Annotated in this window: 16 protein-coding genes; 9 read left to right on the top strand and 7 right to left on the bottom strand. The window is 37.0% G+C overall.

Features of this window, described 5'->3' with window-relative positions; all coding sequences use genetic code 11:
- Positions 1 to 35 precede the first annotated feature (35 nt).
- On the top strand, positions 36 to 1,103 hold the full coding sequence (locus J0871_RS08645) for a branched-chain amino acid aminotransferase (RefSeq protein ID WP_208224867.1): 1,068 nt from the start codon (positions 36 to 38) through the stop codon (positions 1,101 to 1,103).
- Positions 1,104 to 1,214: 111 nt separating this feature from the next.
- On the opposite strand, the gene J0871_RS08640 is transcribed toward J0871_RS08645, so the two are convergent.
- Positions 1,215 to 2,243: a Gmad2 immunoglobulin-like domain-containing protein gene (locus J0871_RS08640; RefSeq protein ID WP_208224866.1), complete on the bottom strand. Its 1,029-nt coding sequence runs from the start codon at positions 2,241 to 2,243 to the stop codon at positions 1,215 to 1,217.
- A gap of 43 nt (positions 2,244 to 2,286) precedes the next feature.
- On the bottom strand, positions 2,287 to 2,673 hold the full coding sequence (locus tag J0871_RS08635; protein ID WP_208224865.1) for a nucleoside triphosphate pyrophosphohydrolase family protein: 387 nt from the start codon (positions 2,671 to 2,673) through the stop codon (positions 2,287 to 2,289).
- Positions 2,674 to 2,996: 323 nt separating this feature from the next.
- On the opposite strand from J0871_RS08635, the gene J0871_RS08630 reads away from it, so the two are divergent.
- The 5 genes from J0871_RS08630 to J0871_RS08610 all read left to right on the top strand — a co-directional run bounded on the left by J0871_RS08630 (position 2,997) and on the right by J0871_RS08610 (position 7,409).
- Positions 2,997 to 4,028 carry a GyrI-like domain-containing protein gene (locus J0871_RS08630; protein WP_208224864.1) on the top strand — a complete coding sequence of 344 codons (1,032 nt, stop codon included), beginning with the start codon at positions 2,997 to 2,999 and terminating at the stop codon, positions 4,026 to 4,028.
- A 6-nt stretch (positions 4,029 to 4,034) separates the two neighbouring features.
- The gene (gene crcB / locus J0871_RS08625; protein ID WP_208224863.1) at positions 4,035 to 4,409 is read left to right on the top strand and encodes a fluoride efflux transporter CrcB; all 375 of its coding nucleotides are present in this window, start codon (positions 4,035 to 4,037) and stop codon (positions 4,407 to 4,409) included.
- Positions 4,410 to 4,577: 168 nt separating this feature from the next.
- Complete coding sequence (locus tag J0871_RS08620) at positions 4,578 to 4,916, top strand: P-II family nitrogen regulator (RefSeq protein ID WP_075326155.1); 339 nt, start codon at positions 4,578 to 4,580, stop codon at positions 4,914 to 4,916.
- Between the two features lie 30 nt (positions 4,917 to 4,946).
- Entirely contained in the window at positions 4,947 to 6,188 is a 1,242-nt protein-coding gene (gene amt / locus J0871_RS08615; protein ID WP_208224862.1) for an ammonium transporter, read from the top strand.
- Positions 6,189 to 6,293: 105 nt separating this feature from the next.
- Positions 6,294 to 7,409 carry a porin gene (locus tag J0871_RS08610; protein ID WP_208224861.1) on the top strand — a complete coding sequence of 372 codons (1,116 nt, stop codon included), beginning with the start codon at positions 6,294 to 6,296 and terminating at the stop codon, positions 7,407 to 7,409.
- A 242-nt stretch (positions 7,410 to 7,651) separates the two neighbouring features.
- Here J0871_RS08610 and J0871_RS08605 read toward each other — a convergent pair whose 3' ends face one another.
- From J0871_RS08605 to J0871_RS08595, 3 genes are all read right to left on the bottom strand, one after another.
- Positions 7,652 to 9,076 (bottom strand): hypothetical protein, encoded by a 1,425-nt coding sequence (locus J0871_RS08605; RefSeq protein WP_208224860.1) that lies wholly within the window; start codon positions 9,074 to 9,076, stop codon positions 7,652 to 7,654.
- Positions 9,077 to 9,181: 105 nt separating this feature from the next.
- Positions 9,182 to 9,376, bottom strand: coding sequence for a DUF1328 domain-containing protein (locus J0871_RS08600; protein ID WP_075326151.1), 195 nt, complete (start codon positions 9,374 to 9,376; stop codon positions 9,182 to 9,184).
- A 217-nt stretch (positions 9,377 to 9,593) separates the two neighbouring features.
- Complete coding sequence (locus tag J0871_RS08595; RefSeq protein WP_208224859.1) at positions 9,594 to 10,043, bottom strand: Lrp/AsnC family transcriptional regulator; 450 nt, start codon at positions 10,041 to 10,043, stop codon at positions 9,594 to 9,596.
- 116 nt (positions 10,044 to 10,159) lie between these two features.
- Between J0871_RS08595 and J0871_RS08590 the strand changes: the two genes are divergently transcribed.
- Entirely contained in the window at positions 10,160 to 10,564 is a 405-nt protein-coding gene (locus J0871_RS08590; protein WP_075326150.1) for a hypothetical protein, read from the top strand.
- A gap of 9 nt (positions 10,565 to 10,573) precedes the next feature.
- On the opposite strand, the gene J0871_RS08585 is transcribed toward J0871_RS08590, so the two are convergent.
- Both J0871_RS08585 and J0871_RS08580 read right to left on the bottom strand, forming a co-directional pair.
- The gene (locus tag J0871_RS08585; protein ID WP_075326149.1) at positions 10,574 to 11,185 is read right to left on the bottom strand and encodes a MarC family protein; all 612 of its coding nucleotides are present in this window, start codon (positions 11,183 to 11,185) and stop codon (positions 10,574 to 10,576) included.
- A 431-nt stretch (positions 11,186 to 11,616) separates the two neighbouring features.
- Entirely contained in the window at positions 11,617 to 15,072 is a 3,456-nt protein-coding gene (locus tag J0871_RS08580) for a methylmalonyl-CoA mutase family protein (protein ID WP_208224858.1), read from the bottom strand.
- Between the two features lie 140 nt (positions 15,073 to 15,212).
- On the opposite strand from J0871_RS08580, the gene purU reads away from it, so the two are divergent.
- On the top strand, positions 15,213 to 16,064 hold the full coding sequence (purU, locus tag J0871_RS08575) for a formyltetrahydrofolate deformylase (RefSeq protein WP_208224857.1): 852 nt from the start codon (positions 15,213 to 15,215) through the stop codon (positions 16,062 to 16,064).
- A 62-nt stretch (positions 16,065 to 16,126) separates the two neighbouring features.
- The gene (locus tag J0871_RS08570; RefSeq protein WP_208224856.1) at positions 16,127 to 16,834 is read left to right on the top strand and encodes a DUF4197 domain-containing protein; all 708 of its coding nucleotides are present in this window, start codon (positions 16,127 to 16,129) and stop codon (positions 16,832 to 16,834) included.
- Positions 16,835 to 16,846 lie beyond the last annotated feature (12 nt).

Below are 16,846 nucleotides of genomic sequence, written 5' to 3'. Positions count from 1 at the left end.
TAATTTAGGTAAATTTGTTAACTAAATTAATGATAATGAAATACGATACTAACCAGCTTGAAATTAATAAAGTCCAAAAATCTAAGATTGAAGAGGTAAATTTTGAAAACCTGGTTTTTGGCGAAATTTTCACCGATCATATGTTTGTATGTGATTATGAAAATGGCCAGTGGCAAACCCCTAAAATTACACCTTATGGGCCAATACAACTGGATCCATCGGCTAAAGTATTTCATTATGGGCAAGCAGTTTTTGAAGGAATGAAAGCCTACAAAGACGATGAAGACCAAATTTGGCTTTTTAGACCTGAAGAAAATTATAAAAGAATAAATAAATCCAGCGCCAGATTGGCAATTCCTGAATTTCCAAAAGAATATTTCTTCCAAGGATTGGAAGAATTACTAAAATTGGATAAGGATTGGATAAAGAAAGGTTTTGGGAACTCGCTGTACATTCGTCCGTTTGTAATTGCTACCGAGGAATGCGTTTCTGCCAATCCTGCAACAAAATATAAATTTATGATTATTTGTTCTCCCGCCCAGGCTTATTATAGCGGCGAAGTAAGAGTTCAGTTTTCAGAAAAATACAGCCGTGCTGCCGATGGTGGTGTTGGAGCTGCCAAAGCTGCCGGGAATTATGCCGCGCAGTTTTACCCTACCAATCTTGCTAAAGAAGCCGGGTTTCAGCAAATAATTTGGACCGATGCTAATACGCATGATTACCTTGAGGAAGCTGGAACAATGAATATTTTCTTTAGAATTGGAGATAAACTTATTACTGCTCCTACCAGCGATAGAATTTTAGATGGAGTTACAAGAAAATGCGTGATAGATCTCGCAAAAGATATGAATATTGAGGTTGAAATTAGAAGAGTTCCAGTTTCTGAAATCGTTGAAGCCGCCAGGAAAGGTGAGTTAAAAGAGATTTTTGGTTCGGGAACCGCGACAGTTATTAACCCTATTGCCGGTTTTGGATATAAAGACGAAAAATTTGAACTGCCAAAAATGGAAGATTCCTACGGAAAATCTTTTAAAGACCGCCTAATGAAAATTCAATATAACCAGGCTGAAGATAAGCACGGTTGGAGATACCAGGTGAAGTAATTTTTCCTGATTTTTATAAAAAAAACCTCACAGATTTAAAAACTGTGAGGTTTTTTTTGTTTTAACCTGAACTTATTTCAGGTTCTAATTTTGAACTATTCCTGATTAAAATTATTCCGATGGGAAACGTACCGGCAGCGTAAACTTTCTATCTAATTCAGGTTTTCCTGATGCATTTGCCTTTTCAAAGATTAAATAGCCTTTTTCATCCTCCGGAAAATTGCCAAAAGACAGTTCGGTAGAGAACGGCACAAAATCGTTAGTCATCCATTCCCCCTTCGCTTTTATAGAACTTTCTGCCAGGGTATTATAATTTTTATCAACTAACTTTACGGGCGCTTCGGCTTCAAAAAACCAGGTTCCGCGTGCTTCACCAGAAATTTGTATGGGAGATTTAATAAGCTTATTTACCGCGGGTTTTTCAACTTTTATAAGATCTGAAAGTTCTTTACGCTCTTCAGCATTCTTCCTGAAAAAATAAAGAGAGCTCATTATTTTATCCAGTTGCATCTTACTTTTTTCATTAATTTCTCCTGAAAACCTCACTTCATCTTCCCCCATTGAATCGCATTCTTGCATTGGCTTTGATTCTCCCCCGGTTGAAATGCAGGTAGCATTAAAATTTTCAATTTGATAATGCACAAAAATACCTCCGTATTCATCCCACTTTTCCGGAGACTGGTAAAATTTTAAATAATAAGCCCAGGCCTCACCGTTTTCTAAAAGATAAACCCGGGAATCGTTTTTATTAAAATTAAAAGATAAATCCAGGCCCGATTCCCAATTGTTAATAGATTTTTGCTTACCTGAAGGCCCATCTACGCCAAAACCTTTAGGTAAAAATGCGATATACGCTATTTCGGGTTCTTCGTGAATAGCGAGCGGTTTACTAATATCAACTTTTTTTGAATAAACATTTACTACAGGGCTGTTTGCCGGTAATTCGTCTTCTAAAACTTCAAAATTTGAAGGATATTCCAGGGCAAAATTCCAGGTACTATCAACATATTTTTGAACTTCATGACTGATTTTTTTAGTATCCTGTTCCTTTTGGTCGTTAGAAGTTTCAGCACTCCCAGGATTATTTTTGCAACCAAAAGCTACAAGAACCAGCAAAATAGCGAGTAACGAAATTTTCATACTATTCGGTTTTTAAATTAGTTAGCAGTTTTAATTTATAAATTCAACCTTTTAGCACTTTCACTATATTGGGTTTACAATAGTTAGAACCTTTAATAACTTTACCTTTTTCATTATAAAGTGGGTTTCCATCTTCACCAAGTTTACTCATATTACTAAGCTGAATTTCATTAAAAACAGCTTCAATTTTATGTTCAAGGCCGTGCTCAATAATGGTTCCACATAAAACGTACAGCATATCGCCAAGAGCATCGGCAACTTCAATCAAATCACCCTTACTTGCAGCTTCAAGATATTCTTCGTTCTCTTCCTTCATTAATTCATAGCGTAAACGATTCTTTGTAGCTCCCAAGGAAGCCTGCGGATTTTCTGCAATTCCCAGCCTAAAAGTTTTATGAAATTTCTTTACCGCAGCAAGTGTCTTTTTCATCTGTTTATAATTTAAAATCGATTAGAGGTTAAGCCTAAAACCTTAACTTTGCATAAAATTAAATAAAATGTTTAGCACCGGCCAACTCGTTTTCGCGGGTTTATTTGTGTTTGTTTTTATAATAATAATTGCATTTAGTTATAAAAAAGACACCGTATTACATAGAAAGCAATATAAAGGAAGTTTATGGGTGCTGATAGCATTTCTTGCTTTTATAGGACTTCTATTTATTTTGAAGGGCTTCTTAAATCCGTAGTTTACTTCTTATAAAGTGAATTACTAATTATGTTAAATTAAGTATCTTCGCTTATAAACCCACCAATATGAAAATTTTAAAATATCTATTCTTCCTACTGCTTATTGTAATAATTGCAGGTTCTATTTATATCGCTACAAAAGATGGTGATTACCAGGTTGAAGAAACCAGGGTAATTACAGCACCGGTAGAAATGGTTTTCCAGGAAGTAAATGAATTTCAAAATTGGGAGAATTGGGAACCCTGGTCGGCTGAAGCAGATGATATGATTATTGAGTATGGCGCAAAAACCAGCGGCGATAGCGCTTCTTATTCCTGGAAAAGTGATAACGCGGGCGATGGGGAAATTAAGACTATTTCAGCAAAACCTTATTCAGAAATTGAACAGGAAATAATTTTTAAAACTCCATTTGGCGAATCTACCAGTGATGTTTACTGGGAATTTAACGAGATAGAAAATGGCACTGAAGTTACCTGGGGAATGAAAGGCAAACAAAGTTTTATGGAGAAACTGGCCTTTACTTTCCAGGAGAAATCTATTACCGAAATGATGCGGCCAAAATTCCAGACCGGGCTAAATAATATGGAAAGTGTGGTGTTGAATAAGATGGATAAATATACTATTAATGTAGACGGAGTTATTCAGCACGGGGGCGGTTATTATATGTATACCACCACTGCCAGCAAAATTAGCCAGGTAGATGAAAAAATGGCTTCTATGTTTTCTGAAGTTTCTACTTATATGGATGAAAACGGAATAGAAAAAAGCGGCAATCCGTTTGTTCTTTATAACGAATGGAATGAAAATTCTGGAAACGTAATTTTTTCCGCTGGAATTTTCACTCCCAGCGAAGTAATTACTCCGGCTGCAAGCGAAATTTTAACCGGATTTTTACCAAACCAGAAAGTTTTAAAAACTACCCTAAAAGGAGATTATAAGAATTTAAAGGAAGCCTGGGATACTGCATATAATTATATTGAAGCAAACGATCTTGAAATAGCAGAAGACACAAAGAATTTTGAAGTGCATTTAACATCGCCAGAGAACGTGGCAAACCCTGCTAAATGGATTACACACTTATATATTCCGGTTAAATAAACAAGTATGCTTAAACAACTATTACTGATTTTCTTAGGTGGCGGACTTGGCAGTGCCTTGCGCTACCTCATCAGTAAGAGTTTAAATTTTGAAACTGCATTTATTCCTTTTGGCACTTTTACGGTAAATATCCTGGGAAGTTTACTTTTGGGATTAATCCTGGGAATCGCTGCTAAATCTGATTTTTTCTCGTCTAATATTGTTTTATTTCTTGCCGTGGGTTTTTGTGGCGGCTTTACTACCTTTTCGAGTTTCGCTTTTGAGAATCAGGCACTTTTACGTTCCGGAGATTATCTAAATTTCTTCTTTTACACTTTTGGAAGCATAATTCTGGGAATTTTGGCTGTCTTTTTAGGTCTTTTTCTCTCAAAATTGACCTAGACCCTGGTCAAAAAATTAGAAACAAATCAAAACACATATGTAATTTAAATGAACCCCTAATTTATTAGGGGTTGTTTTTATTTATTTCACATTAATTTAGCATATACCCCTATTTTTTAATGGGTGTTATGATTTTTTATACATTTACATCATCAAAATCAAGTTTTTATGAAAAAAATAGAAGCCATTATTAGAAAATCTACGTTTGATGAAGTTAAGAAAGCACTTCATGAAACCGAAGTCAATTTTTTTAGCTATTGGGATGTTACCGGAGTAGGTAATGAAAAACAAGGTCACGTTTATCGGGGAGTATCTTACAGCACTAGCGATATTCAGAGACGAAAAATTTCTCTGGTAGTATCAGATGAAAATGTTCATAGTACTGTAGAAACAATTCTAAAAGCTGCGCATACAGGCTCTGTAGGAGATGGGAAAATATTTGTATCTCCCGTAGAAGAAGCCTATCGCATAAGAACAAAAGAGAAAGGCACCGATTCCCTTTCTTAAACTAATCAACTCATTATAAAAATAACTTTTATGGAATTACTTACTACTAATAATGTTTGGATGATGGTGTGTACCGCGCTGGTATTTTTTATGCACCTGGGCTTTTCACTACTTGAAGTTGGACTTACAAGGCAAAAAAATGCCATTAATATCCTATTTAAAAATGTATTTATAATTTGTGCCGGGCTACTTACTTATGCCATTATTGGTTTTAACCTTATGTACCCAGGGTCTTTTATCGCCGGGTTTATTCCAGATTATTTCTTCGACCTTTTTGGGTTAAGCGCGCCGGTGGCAGATGGTGCTTTAGACTTAGCCTATAACGAAGGTTATACCTACTGGACAGATTTTCTCTTCCAGGGAATGTTTGCTGCAACTGCGGCTACAATAGTTTCTGGTGCAGTTGCAGAACGAATTAAACTGGGAAGTTTTATGCTGTTTTCTGTGATCTATATTACTATTGTTTATCCAATTGTTGGTTCCTGGAAATGGGGCGGCGGTTTCTTAGACGGACTCGGTTTTTATGATTTTGCCGGTTCTACCTTGGTGCATTCTGTAGGAGGATGGGCAGCTTTAATAGCTATTTATTTACTGGGTGCCCGCTTAGGGAAATTTGGTAAAGACGGGCAATCTCACGCCATCCCTGGCCATAATATTCCTTTAGCTACTGCGGGAGTATTTATTCTTTGGTTAGGTTGGTTTGGCTTTAATGGCGGTTCTGTACTTTCAGCTGATCCTTCTTTGACTTCTATTACCCTTGTAACAACCTGCCTGGCTGCGGCAGCCGGTGGTATTTCTGCCTTCGTGGTTTCTACAATTGCTTATAAGAACTACGATCTCACCATGTTCCTAAATGGAATTTTGGGCGGGCTTGTTGGTATTACTGCAGGAGCAGACCTTATGTCACCATTAGACGCTGTACTTATTGGCCTGGTAGCTGGTGGAGTTATTGTCTTAGGTGTAGCACTGGTTGAAAAACTTAAATTAGATGATCCTGTTGGTGCCGTGGCTGTTCATCTTGCCTGTGGTATTTGGGGAACTCTGGCGGTAGGAATCTTTGGAAGTATGGCTGGTCTAAATCAATTACTTATACAGCTGGCGGGCGTAGGAATAATTGGTGCTTTCTGCTGCATTACAGCTTTCGGGATTCTTTCAATTATTAAAGCCACAATGGGTTTAAGGATGGAAGAAAAAGAAGAAACTGAAGGCCTGGATGCTCACGAGCATGGGATGGATGCTTATGCCGAATTTGGGACAGTACAGGAAAGATAATTTTTTTTAAAAAAAAGGAGCGCTTGGCGGAGCGCTCCCTATAAAGTAAACCTCTCATAAAGCTTTGCTCAACACATTTCAACTTATTAAACAAGACTATTAATTATGAAAAAATTTACTATTACAAATATCCAAAAAATATTCCTTTTAGGCGTATTCTTCGGACTAGGTTCTAGCCTTCAGGCTCAGGAAACTGAAACAACTGAAGTTGAAAGCTTTATGTCAAATTTCAGTATAAGCGGTTCTGTAGACAGCTATTTTAGAACCAATTTTAATGGATTAAATAAGTACGAATATAATGATGCGGGGGAACCAATTGCAGGTCCACAGGCACCCGCTTCTTCTTTTGCCAACGATCCCGGCTTTGCGATTGGGATGGCCAATGTTATTTTAGGCTATGAAGGGGAGAAAGTTGGGTTTGTAGCCGATTTGGTTTTTGGACCTCGTGGAGAAGATGCGGTGTTTGCTTCTGCTGCACCCAGTAATATCGTAAACCAATTATATGTTTACTGGAACGTTTCAAACGCAGTTACTTTAACTATGGGAAATTTCAATACATTCCTGGGTTATGAGGTAATCTCTCCGGCGGCCAACTTCAATTATTCTACTTCGTATATGTTTTCTTACGGACCATTTTCTCACACCGGGATAAGAGCTGATTTCACCATTGATGATAACTGGAGCGCAATGCTGGCTGTAATGAATCCAACAGATTGGACTGAATTTAATCCTTACGGAAAATATTCTTTCGGCGGCCAACTTGGCTATTCAACCGGAGAAGGCAGTGCTTTTTTGAACCTAATTTACGGGGAACAAATGCCACTCTCAGATGAAGCCACTTTTCAAATAGATTTAACTACAGGATGGGATTTTAGCGATGCCTTTTATTTGGGACTAAACACCACTTATAATTCTACTGATGGAGAAGGGTTTTATGGAGCAGCTGTTTATCCACAAATCCAGACTTCAGAAAATTTTGCTATTGGTTTAAGAGCAGAATATTTTAAAGAATTAGAAGACGGTGGGCCGGTTTATGGTGCAGATGCCGAAGCCTTAGACTTCACCCTTACCGGAAGTTATACTCTTGGAAGCCTTACCCTTAAACCTGAATTGCGTTTAGATAAAGTATCTAACACAGCATCACCGGTGTTTTTAAATTCAGATTTGGAAGGAACCGATAATCTTTCATCTTTTGTGCTAGCTGCGATTTATGCTTTTTAAAACAAATATTTGATTTTTTGACACCTGTTGAAATAGTTCTTTCCGAATAATTATCAGGTAGGGAATTAACAACAAATAAATTACAATTATTAGCATAGAAAGGATTATGCAGTAAAAGATCAACAAATTGGAATCACCCTCCGGTATCCTTAAGTCTGAATACCGTCCGCCGGAGTTGGTGGTTTCGTAATTATTAAACTCTACGTTTCAACACTCGTGAGCATCAGCAGTTTTTTCCTGAATTAACCTTCAGCTTTATAATATTTTGCTTCTCCCAGGTATTCCCTGATTTTGTCGTTATAAGCTTCACTTAATTTAAGGTCTAAAATACCCTCAATCTCATATAAAGCTTCCATATCGTCAAACCCGGTTTTTAGTAAATCTTCAAGATATAAAAGGGCGGTTTCGTGATCACCATCGTGACCAGCGATTTTGATGATGTTTAAATAAGCCTCGGGATCTTCCTTATCAAATATAGTTCTAAGCACACTAACAAACACTTTAGAGCGCGGTGTGGCCTGGGAATTCACATACCCATCGTAATAATTTTTGCTAAGATTATCTAGAAAACCTTGCAGCCTGCTAGCCATTTTTTGTTTGGGACCGCTAAACTTTTCTTCGTTTTCCTTTAAATCTTCTATCTGGGCAGCCCACCAGCCCACATTTTCGAAGTTTGAAGTCACCACATCGGTTTCCATATAATAAATATATTCTTCCTGCTTGGCTTCTTCAGATGCTGCTACATTTCGGTAATCCCGCCTCTGCTCTTTAAAAGCTTTATTTCTTCTTATATTTCTTATTTGATCACGCAAATCTGCGCCTATATCAAAATCTTCATACTTATCTTCTATTTGCTTCAGTTTTTCGAAAGCCTGGTAATAATTTCTGGTACGCCTTAAAACTTCGGCATATTCTACTTCAGCATCAAAAAGTGATTTTACTAAAATTAAATCTTTAGTCCTTTTACCTTCTTTCATCGCATTTAGGGTAAAGCCGGCTACAGCATTCCTAATTAGATCTACATCTGGCCACTCTACATCTTTTTCACAGGTATAATAATTTATTTCAGTGGGAAAGTTTTTACTGTCCAGGTAATTTTCAATTTCCTCTAAAACGAACATAGAATTATTACTATCGCAAGCCACAGCACTAAACATAAACTTATTATTGGTATTTAAATATTCGGTATTTATCCAGGCATTTTCTACCGCCAATACTCCTGAAACGTTGTTGTAAAGAAAAGGCAGTGCTGTAGCCAATTGCCCGCCGGCTGAAAGACCCGCCACGTAAACCTGTTTGCGATCTATAGACAGCATCCCATCTACCTGGTTAATAAAGGGAGCTACTTTATCCAGGTTATTTTTTAAAGAATCTTGTTTTAAATTTAAATTAGAAGAGGCAATTATATAAGACTGTTCTTCGGCTACTGTCCTAAAAAGCTGGGTAGTTGCTCTTCCCCTGCCTTCATGATCAAAAACAAAGATTACCGGCCATTGTTCCTTTTGATTAAAATTTTGCGGCAGATAAATGGCAAAACTACTCGCCGTGGTATCGGCAGTTGGTATAGAATCTACAATTTTACCAAGAGGAAGTTCTATTTCTTGCGCATTGCCAAATTGAAAAATAAAAGTAAAAAGCAATATTAAAATTGGTATCCTTTTCATCATAATCTTAAATAATTAATATAAATATAAGCATAGATATCAAAGATCGTGCATAAAAAAGCCTTCATCATAGATGAAGGCTAAATAATTATATAGGTGAGATAGATTCTATTTTTTTATTCGTTGTAATCTCATTTGGTCTTTTCTAAAAAACAAACGTGCAACTAAAGAGACTACTAATAAGTCTGCAAAGATTAAAAACAACACCCTCACTACTTCAATACCGGCAAAATTTAATCCGGAAAATCCTATCGCACCCGTTAATGCCGCTACGATTAGATATAATGTACTATACTTTCTCATAATGTAATTTCTTTTTTGTAAAAATAGCTATAGTATAGTCGTCATGGTATTAACAAAATTACAATTTGCTATACTTTAACTAAAACAAAAATTGAATTAAGAATTTCGTTAAAAACAGGTGAAAAAGTAAAAGGATTTAACGAATTTCTGCATTTTAATTATTAAAAATTAGCGAGTCTAAAATTTGAAGAAAGGAAAGTATTAAAAAACATTAAGATCATTTCATTTTACTCTTATTTATAGCTGCAAAATCTACTACCTGGGAAAGCACAATATGGGTTTTGGTTTCACCATAAGTAATAAGTTTATCTATAAATTCTTCCAAATGAACCTGATCCCGAAGAACAACTTCCATAATTATATTTTCATTACCAGTAATGCGATAACAATTATTAACTTCTTTAAATTCTTTTACTTTTTCCAAAAATGGTTTTAATCTTCCCATAAAGGCCCTAAGCGTAATAATTGCTTTTAATTGATAGCCTGCCCTATGATAGGAAATTTGGGTTTTATAGCCTTTTATAATCCCGGCATCTTCCATTTTCTTTACCCGCTCAGCTACTGCCGGGGAGCTTAAACCTACTTCCCTACCAATTTCGGCAAAAGAATATCTGGCATTTTCCTGCAATCGTGTTAAGATTGCCCAGTTAAGTTCATCTACATGCATATTAAAGTTTTTAAATATAAATACCTTAATTTTAAAGGTAAAACCTATAATTGAAATTAAAACACAAAGATAGACTATTTAATTTCTCATTAATTTTATGCTGAAATTAAATAAAAATGGCTCAGGCTTTTCCTAATAATACATATCACATGCCGGTTTACCGGAAAGCGCTGGAAATCTTTAAACTTTCCAGGGCAATGGCGGTGCATTTTACCCAGGACAAGCACGTTGTGGAAATGGGATTTTCAGCCTGCCCTAAAGACCGTTATGCAGGAGACCTTGTATCTGAATCGCTTCAACTTGCTCCCGGTATAGCTTCAGTGGCAACAGCAAAAAGTTCTGGTTCTCGTTTAGAACGAATTAGAAATATTAGGAAAGCAAGTAAAAGTTTACAATTGCTTTGTAAAAATCTAGAATTTTCAGGAGCTAAAGAACATGAATTTCTAAATTTACTTAAGAAAGAAATTCATATTTTCGATAAGATGATTGCCGACTGGATTCAACAAATTAGAAAGGTGTAACCTTCAAATTTAGAAGAAAGCGATTTTAATTCCTTCAATAAGCATATTGGTTCCTATAATTGCTATTATTAGTCCCATTATTTTTTCAATCACAATAATCTTATTTTGTCCAATAAACCGCACCAGGTAATCACTGGAAATAAATGCCAGGTGGTTTAAAACCATAATTAATCCGAACATTGCTACAATAATCGCCATATCTACATAACTAGCGGTGGTAGTATAGTTCATGGCGGTTACAATAGTTCCCGGCCCGGCAAGAATTGGAATTGCCAGTGGAGAAATTGAGATTCCTTCGTTAAAATCAATTTCGGTTTGGTTATCAATACTAGATTGCTGCGCCCTAATCATTTCAAAACCTACAAAAAACACAAGGATTCCCCCGGTAATTTTAAAGGCAGGAATTGTGAGACCAAAAAGTTGAAAAATGTATTTTCCCAACAGAATAAATCCTGTAACAATTACGAATGCCGTGAAAGTCGCTTTTTTAGAAATAAAACGCTTTCTTTTTCCATCGGCCTGTTTGGTAAGGCTAAGAAATATAGGAATATTCCCCACGGGATTATTAATCGCGAAGAATGCGGTAAACGCACCTATGGCATATAACCAGATATTTTCCATAGATTTAAATTTTTGGCACTTACGAAGTTACAGGTTAAATTTTAGAAGCTGCAAAACTAATCTGAATTTTAGCGCTGCCCAATAAAAAAGATGAAAATTTTAAAGCACCTTCAAACCTTGCAATTAAAATATTCCGTTTTTAGAAAATTGAAGAAATAACCGGGGCGGTTCATGGAATGATATTACTGAAACCCTGAGATAAAATTATTCTTAAATTAAAAATCCCAATGAGGCTTTCGCCCATTGGGATGATTTATCAATAACTCTGTAATATTAAAGCCGTGATCGCCAGGCTCATCACTTCATTTTTTTTCTAATAAACTGCTTTAACAACATTCCGGTTTTAAAGATCCCGATATCGCTGCGCTTATCGGGATAAGCGATTCGCACGCATTCTCAAAGCTTTTCGCTTTGAGAATGCGGCTCTCTGCTTACATATTTCTTCTATATTGCCCGCCAACCTCAAACATCGCCTGGGTTATTTGGCCCAAAGAACAAACTTTGGTGGCTTCCATTAATTCTTTAAAAATATTCTCATTTTTAATAGAGGCCTCTTTAATTTTCTCTAAAGCTGCCTCAGCTGAATCTTCTTTTGCTTTATGAAGCGTACGCAAAGTTTTAAGCTGATGTTGCTTTTCCTCTTCCGTAGCTCTAATCACTTCACCCGGAGTTACCGTTGGCGAACCGGTAGAACTTAAAAACGTATTTACACCAATAATTGGATAATCGCCATTATGCTTTAAAGTTTCATAATGCAAGCTTTCCTCCTGGATTTTTCCACGTTGGTACATAGTTTCCATAGCGCCAAGAACTCCGCCTCTTTCGGTAATTCTATCAAATTCGGTTAAAACGGCTTCCTCTACAAGATCGGTTAATTCTTCTATAATGAAAGAGCCCTGAATTGGATTCTCGTTTTTCGCAAGTCCCAGCTCTTTATTGATAATTAACTGAATAGCCATTGCTCTTCTTACCGAAGCTTCGGTTGGCGTGGTGATCGCTTCATCATACGCGTTGGTATGCAATGAATTACAGTTGTCATAAATCGCGTAAAGTGCCTGAAGCGTAGTTCTAATATCGTTAAAATCTATTTCCTGCGCGTGTAGTGATCTACCTGAGGTTTGAATATGGTATTTCAACATTTGCGCCCTTGGGTTTGCACCGTATTTATGCTTCAGGGCCTTAGACCAAATTTTACGCGCCACTCTACCTATTACCGCATATTCCGGATCTATTCCATTAGAAAAGAAGAACGAAAGGTTGGGGCCAAATTTATTAATATCCATTCCCCTACTTAAATAATATTCCACGTAAGTGAAACCATTGGCCAGGGTAAATGCTAACTGTGTAATTGGATTTGCACCGGCTTCAGCAATATGATATCCGGAAATTGAAACCGAATAAAAATTCCTTACTTTTTCTTTAATAAAATGTTCCTGAACATCACCCATTAAACGTAAAGCGAATTCCGTAGAAAAGATACAGGTGTTTTGCGCCTGGTCTTCTTTTAAAATATCAGCCTGCACGGTTCCGCGAACCACACTGATAGTTTTTTCTTTAATTTCTTCATAAACCTCTGCCGGGAGAACCTGGTCTCCGGTAAGTCCTAAAAGCATTAAGCCGAGTCCGTTGTTTCCTTCGGGCAATTCCCCTCGATAAATAGGACGGTCTAAATCACGATCGTCATAAAGTTCTTTATATTTCGCCTCAACTTTATCCTCAAGCCCGTTTTCTTTAATGTATTTCTCACATTGCTGATCTATGGCCGCATTCATAAAGAAACCAAGCAACATAGGCGCAGGGCCATTTATCGTCATACTTACTGATGTCATGGCATCTGCCAGATCAAAGCCGGAATAGAGCTTTTTAGCATCATCCAAACAGCAAATAGAAACCCCGGAATTTCCAATTTTTCCATAAATATCGGGACGTTCATCTGGATCATTTCCGTAAAGCGTTACCGAATCAAAAGCGGTAGAAAGCCTTTTTGCGGGTAAGCCCATACTTACATAATGAAATCGGCGGTTGGTACGCTCCGGTCCACCTTCCCCGGCAAACATTCTTGTAGGATCTTCGCCCTGTCTCTTAAACGGATAAAGACCTGCGGTATATGGAAATTCTCCCGGAACATTTTCCTGAAGGCACCATTTTAATATATCGCCCCAGGCTTTATATTTTGGAAGCGAAACTTTTGGGATTTGGGTATGTGAAAGTGACTCGGTATGTGTATCTATTTTTATCTCTTTATCACGAACTTTAAAGGAATAAACAGGTTCTACATATTTATTTACCTTTTCCTGCCAGCTCTGGATCACTTCCCAGTTATAGGGATCGAGATCCATTTTTACACGATCAAATTCTGCAAAAAGAAGTTTTAGAAAATCCTTTTGGGAATCTTCAGCAAACTCATTTATTTCTTCCTGGTTAATTCCCTGTTTTTCTATATATTTAGATTGATTATTTGTCATTTCCAAACCAGAAACCAACTCGATAGTTTTAAAAACTCCGTAAAGCTTTTGCGCTACCTCAGCCTGGTTTGCGGCTTTCTCGTCGTAGCTTCTGTTATTTTCTGCAATTTCTGAAAGATAACGAGTTCTTTTTGGTGGAATTACGAAGATCTTCTCACTCATTTCTGCTGAAATCTCAAAGGTAGAATTTAGATCGGCTTTGGTTTTTTCAGCAATCTTATCCATAATTTGACGATATAGGGTGTTCATCCCCGGATCGTTAAACTGAGAGGCAATAGTTCCAAAAACCGGAAGTTTTTCAGCGTCTTCATGCCATAATTGGTGATTTCGCTGATATTGCTTTTTCACATCACGCAAAGCATCCTGTGCCCCACGTTTATCGAATTTATTGATCGCAACTAAATCAGCAAAATCAAGCATATCAATTTTCTCCAACTGCGTTGCTGCACCAAATTCTGGCGTCATCACATATAGAGCAACGTCGGAATGATCCATAATTTCGGTATCACTTTGGCCAATTCCTGATGTTTCCAGGATAATCAAATCAAATTCAGCAGCTTTTAGAACTTCAACGGCTTCAGCCACGTGTTTTGAAAGCGCCAGGTTAGATTGGCGGGTAGCTAGGGAACGCATATAAACGTGTTTATTGTTTATGGCATTCATCCTAATTCTATCTCCCAGCAAAGCGCCGCCGGTCTTCCTTTTAGAAGGATCTACTGAGATAATCCCGATATTTTTCTTTGGAAAATCACCTAAAAATCGGCGTACTAATTCGTCTACCAAACTAGATTTTCCGGAACCACCGGTTCCGGTAATTCCAAGAACAGGAATTTCGCTTTTATCTGTGTCTTCTCTTAAAGGTTCAAAATGCTTCAGAAAAGAATCGTGTTTATTTTCAGCAAGGGAAATTAGCCTTGAAATAGTATTTACATTCTTATTTTTTAAATCTTCAGCAACAGATTTTTCTTCAACCAAATCGCGAGTTTCAGTATCTACCCGCTTCACCATATCATTGATCATTCCCTGGAGTCCCAATTCACGACCATCATCTGGCGAGTAAATTCGGGTTATCCCGTAATCCATCAATTCCTTAATTTCTTCAGGAAGAATTACTCCGCCACCACCGCCAAAAATAGCGATATGACCGGCGTTTTTCTCCTTAAGCAAGTCGTGCATATATTTAAAATACTCGGTGTGACCTCCCTGATAGGAAGTCATTGCGATAGCCTGGGCATCTTCCTGGATAGCGCAATTCACCACCTCGTCTACACTACGGTCGTGACCAAGGTGAATTACCTCAACTCCCGTAGATTGGATGATTCGGCGCATAATGTTTATAGCCGCATCATGCCCATCAAAAAGCGAAGCTGCGGTAACGATTCTTATTTTATTTTTAGGCGTATATGGTTTTTGTTGTTCCATTTGTAATGATATCGTGTTTTTGGTACTGCAATTTACGAAAATTGTAATTCTCAAGAGCCTTCTGTGATATTAATATAATTCTAAAATCAGGCCTAATGAAACAGCCCAAAATGCTTAATTTTATCTTTTAAAATCCTGCTATGTCAAAAATTACGCTTCTTATACATTGCCCTGACACTTCAGGAATTATTGCTCACGTTACCTCCTTTTTTTATAAAAAGCAGGGCAATATTATTTATATAGATCAATATGTAGATGTAGAAAATACTGTTTTCTTTATGCGTCTGGAATGTGAGTTTAATGCGGAAACCAATATTAGCGCCACCAAAGAAGAATTTAAGGAAACTGTTGCTGAAAAATATAATATGTCCTGGGAAATGTATTCAGACAATACACTACCCAGAATGGCCGTTTTTGTTTCTAAATACGACCATTGCCTGTATGATATTTTAAGCAGATATAAATCAAACGAACTAAAAGTATTTATACCATTAATTATTAGCAATCATAAAGACCTTGAGCAGGTAGCCCAAAATTTTGGAATTCCGTTTCATCATATTCCTGCAACTGCCAAGACAAAAGAAAAAGCTGCTGAAATCCAGCTTGAATTGCTTCAAAAAGAAAAAGTAGATTTTATTGTCCTGGCCAGGTATATGCAGATAATACCAAAGTCTTTAATAGCAAGTTTTCCCAATCGAATCATTAATATTCACCACTCATTCCTGCCTGCATTTGCCGGAGCCAAACCATATCACCTGGCCTACAAACGAGGTGTAAAAATAATTGGAGCTACCAGTCATTACGTAACTGAAGAGCTAGACGCTGGCCCTATAATTGAACAGGATATTACACGCATTTCACATAGCCATTCAATTAAAGACCTTATTTTAAAAGGAAGAGACCTGGAAAAAATTGTCTTAGCCAAAGGAGTAAAATATCATATTGAAAGAAAAACCCTGGTTTTCAATAACAAAACTATAGTTTTTATTTAACAGCTGTTTTCTCGGCCAATCGGTTTCTTTGCAAAAATGGTACATTTGCAAAAAAGCATTCTATGAAAAAGATTACTCTCATTTTAAGCATATTTATTTTCTCCTCCTGTGCTGAATTACAAACTATAGCCGAAAATTACCCGCAAGCAGGCGTTAGCAATACCGAAATAGCTTCAGGTTTGCGCCAGGCTTTAGACATGGGAATTGAAAAGCAAGTCACAAAACTTACGGAGGAAAATGGGTTTTACAACAATAAACTGGTAAGAATTACTTTGCCGGCAGAACTGCAAAAGGTAGACAAAACCCTTCGTGATATTGGGCTGGACGCTTTAGCAGATCAAGGCTTAAAAGTATTAAACAGGGCTGCTGAAGAAGCAGTTAAAGAAGCCACTCCAATTTTTGTAAATGCCGTTAAAGAAATCACGTTTAATGATGCGCGAAATATACTATTAGGCCAGGATAACGCCGCTACAATGTATCTTACCGGTAAAACCGAAGAGCCACTTTACAGCAAATTTAATCCTGTTGTAACCAATTCCCTGGAGAAAGTAGGTGCTACTGAAGTATGGACCAATATTATAAACCGATATAACAGTTTACCGCTAACCAACAATGTTAATCCAGACCTGGCCGATTATGTAACCAATGAAGCTTTAAATGGTGTTTATACAATGATCGCGGTTGAAGAAAAAGAAATAAGAGAAAAGGTTTCTGCAAGGACTACAAATCTTTTACAACGAGTATTCGCACTGCAAGACAACCAGTATTAAAAGGGCATCTCT

It is taken from the genome of Salegentibacter sp. BDJ18, from assembly GCF_017579965.1.
Lineage (GTDB): Bacteria > Bacteroidota > Bacteroidia > Flavobacteriales > Flavobacteriaceae > Salegentibacter.
This window is presented reverse-complemented; position numbering and strand designations above follow the sequence as displayed.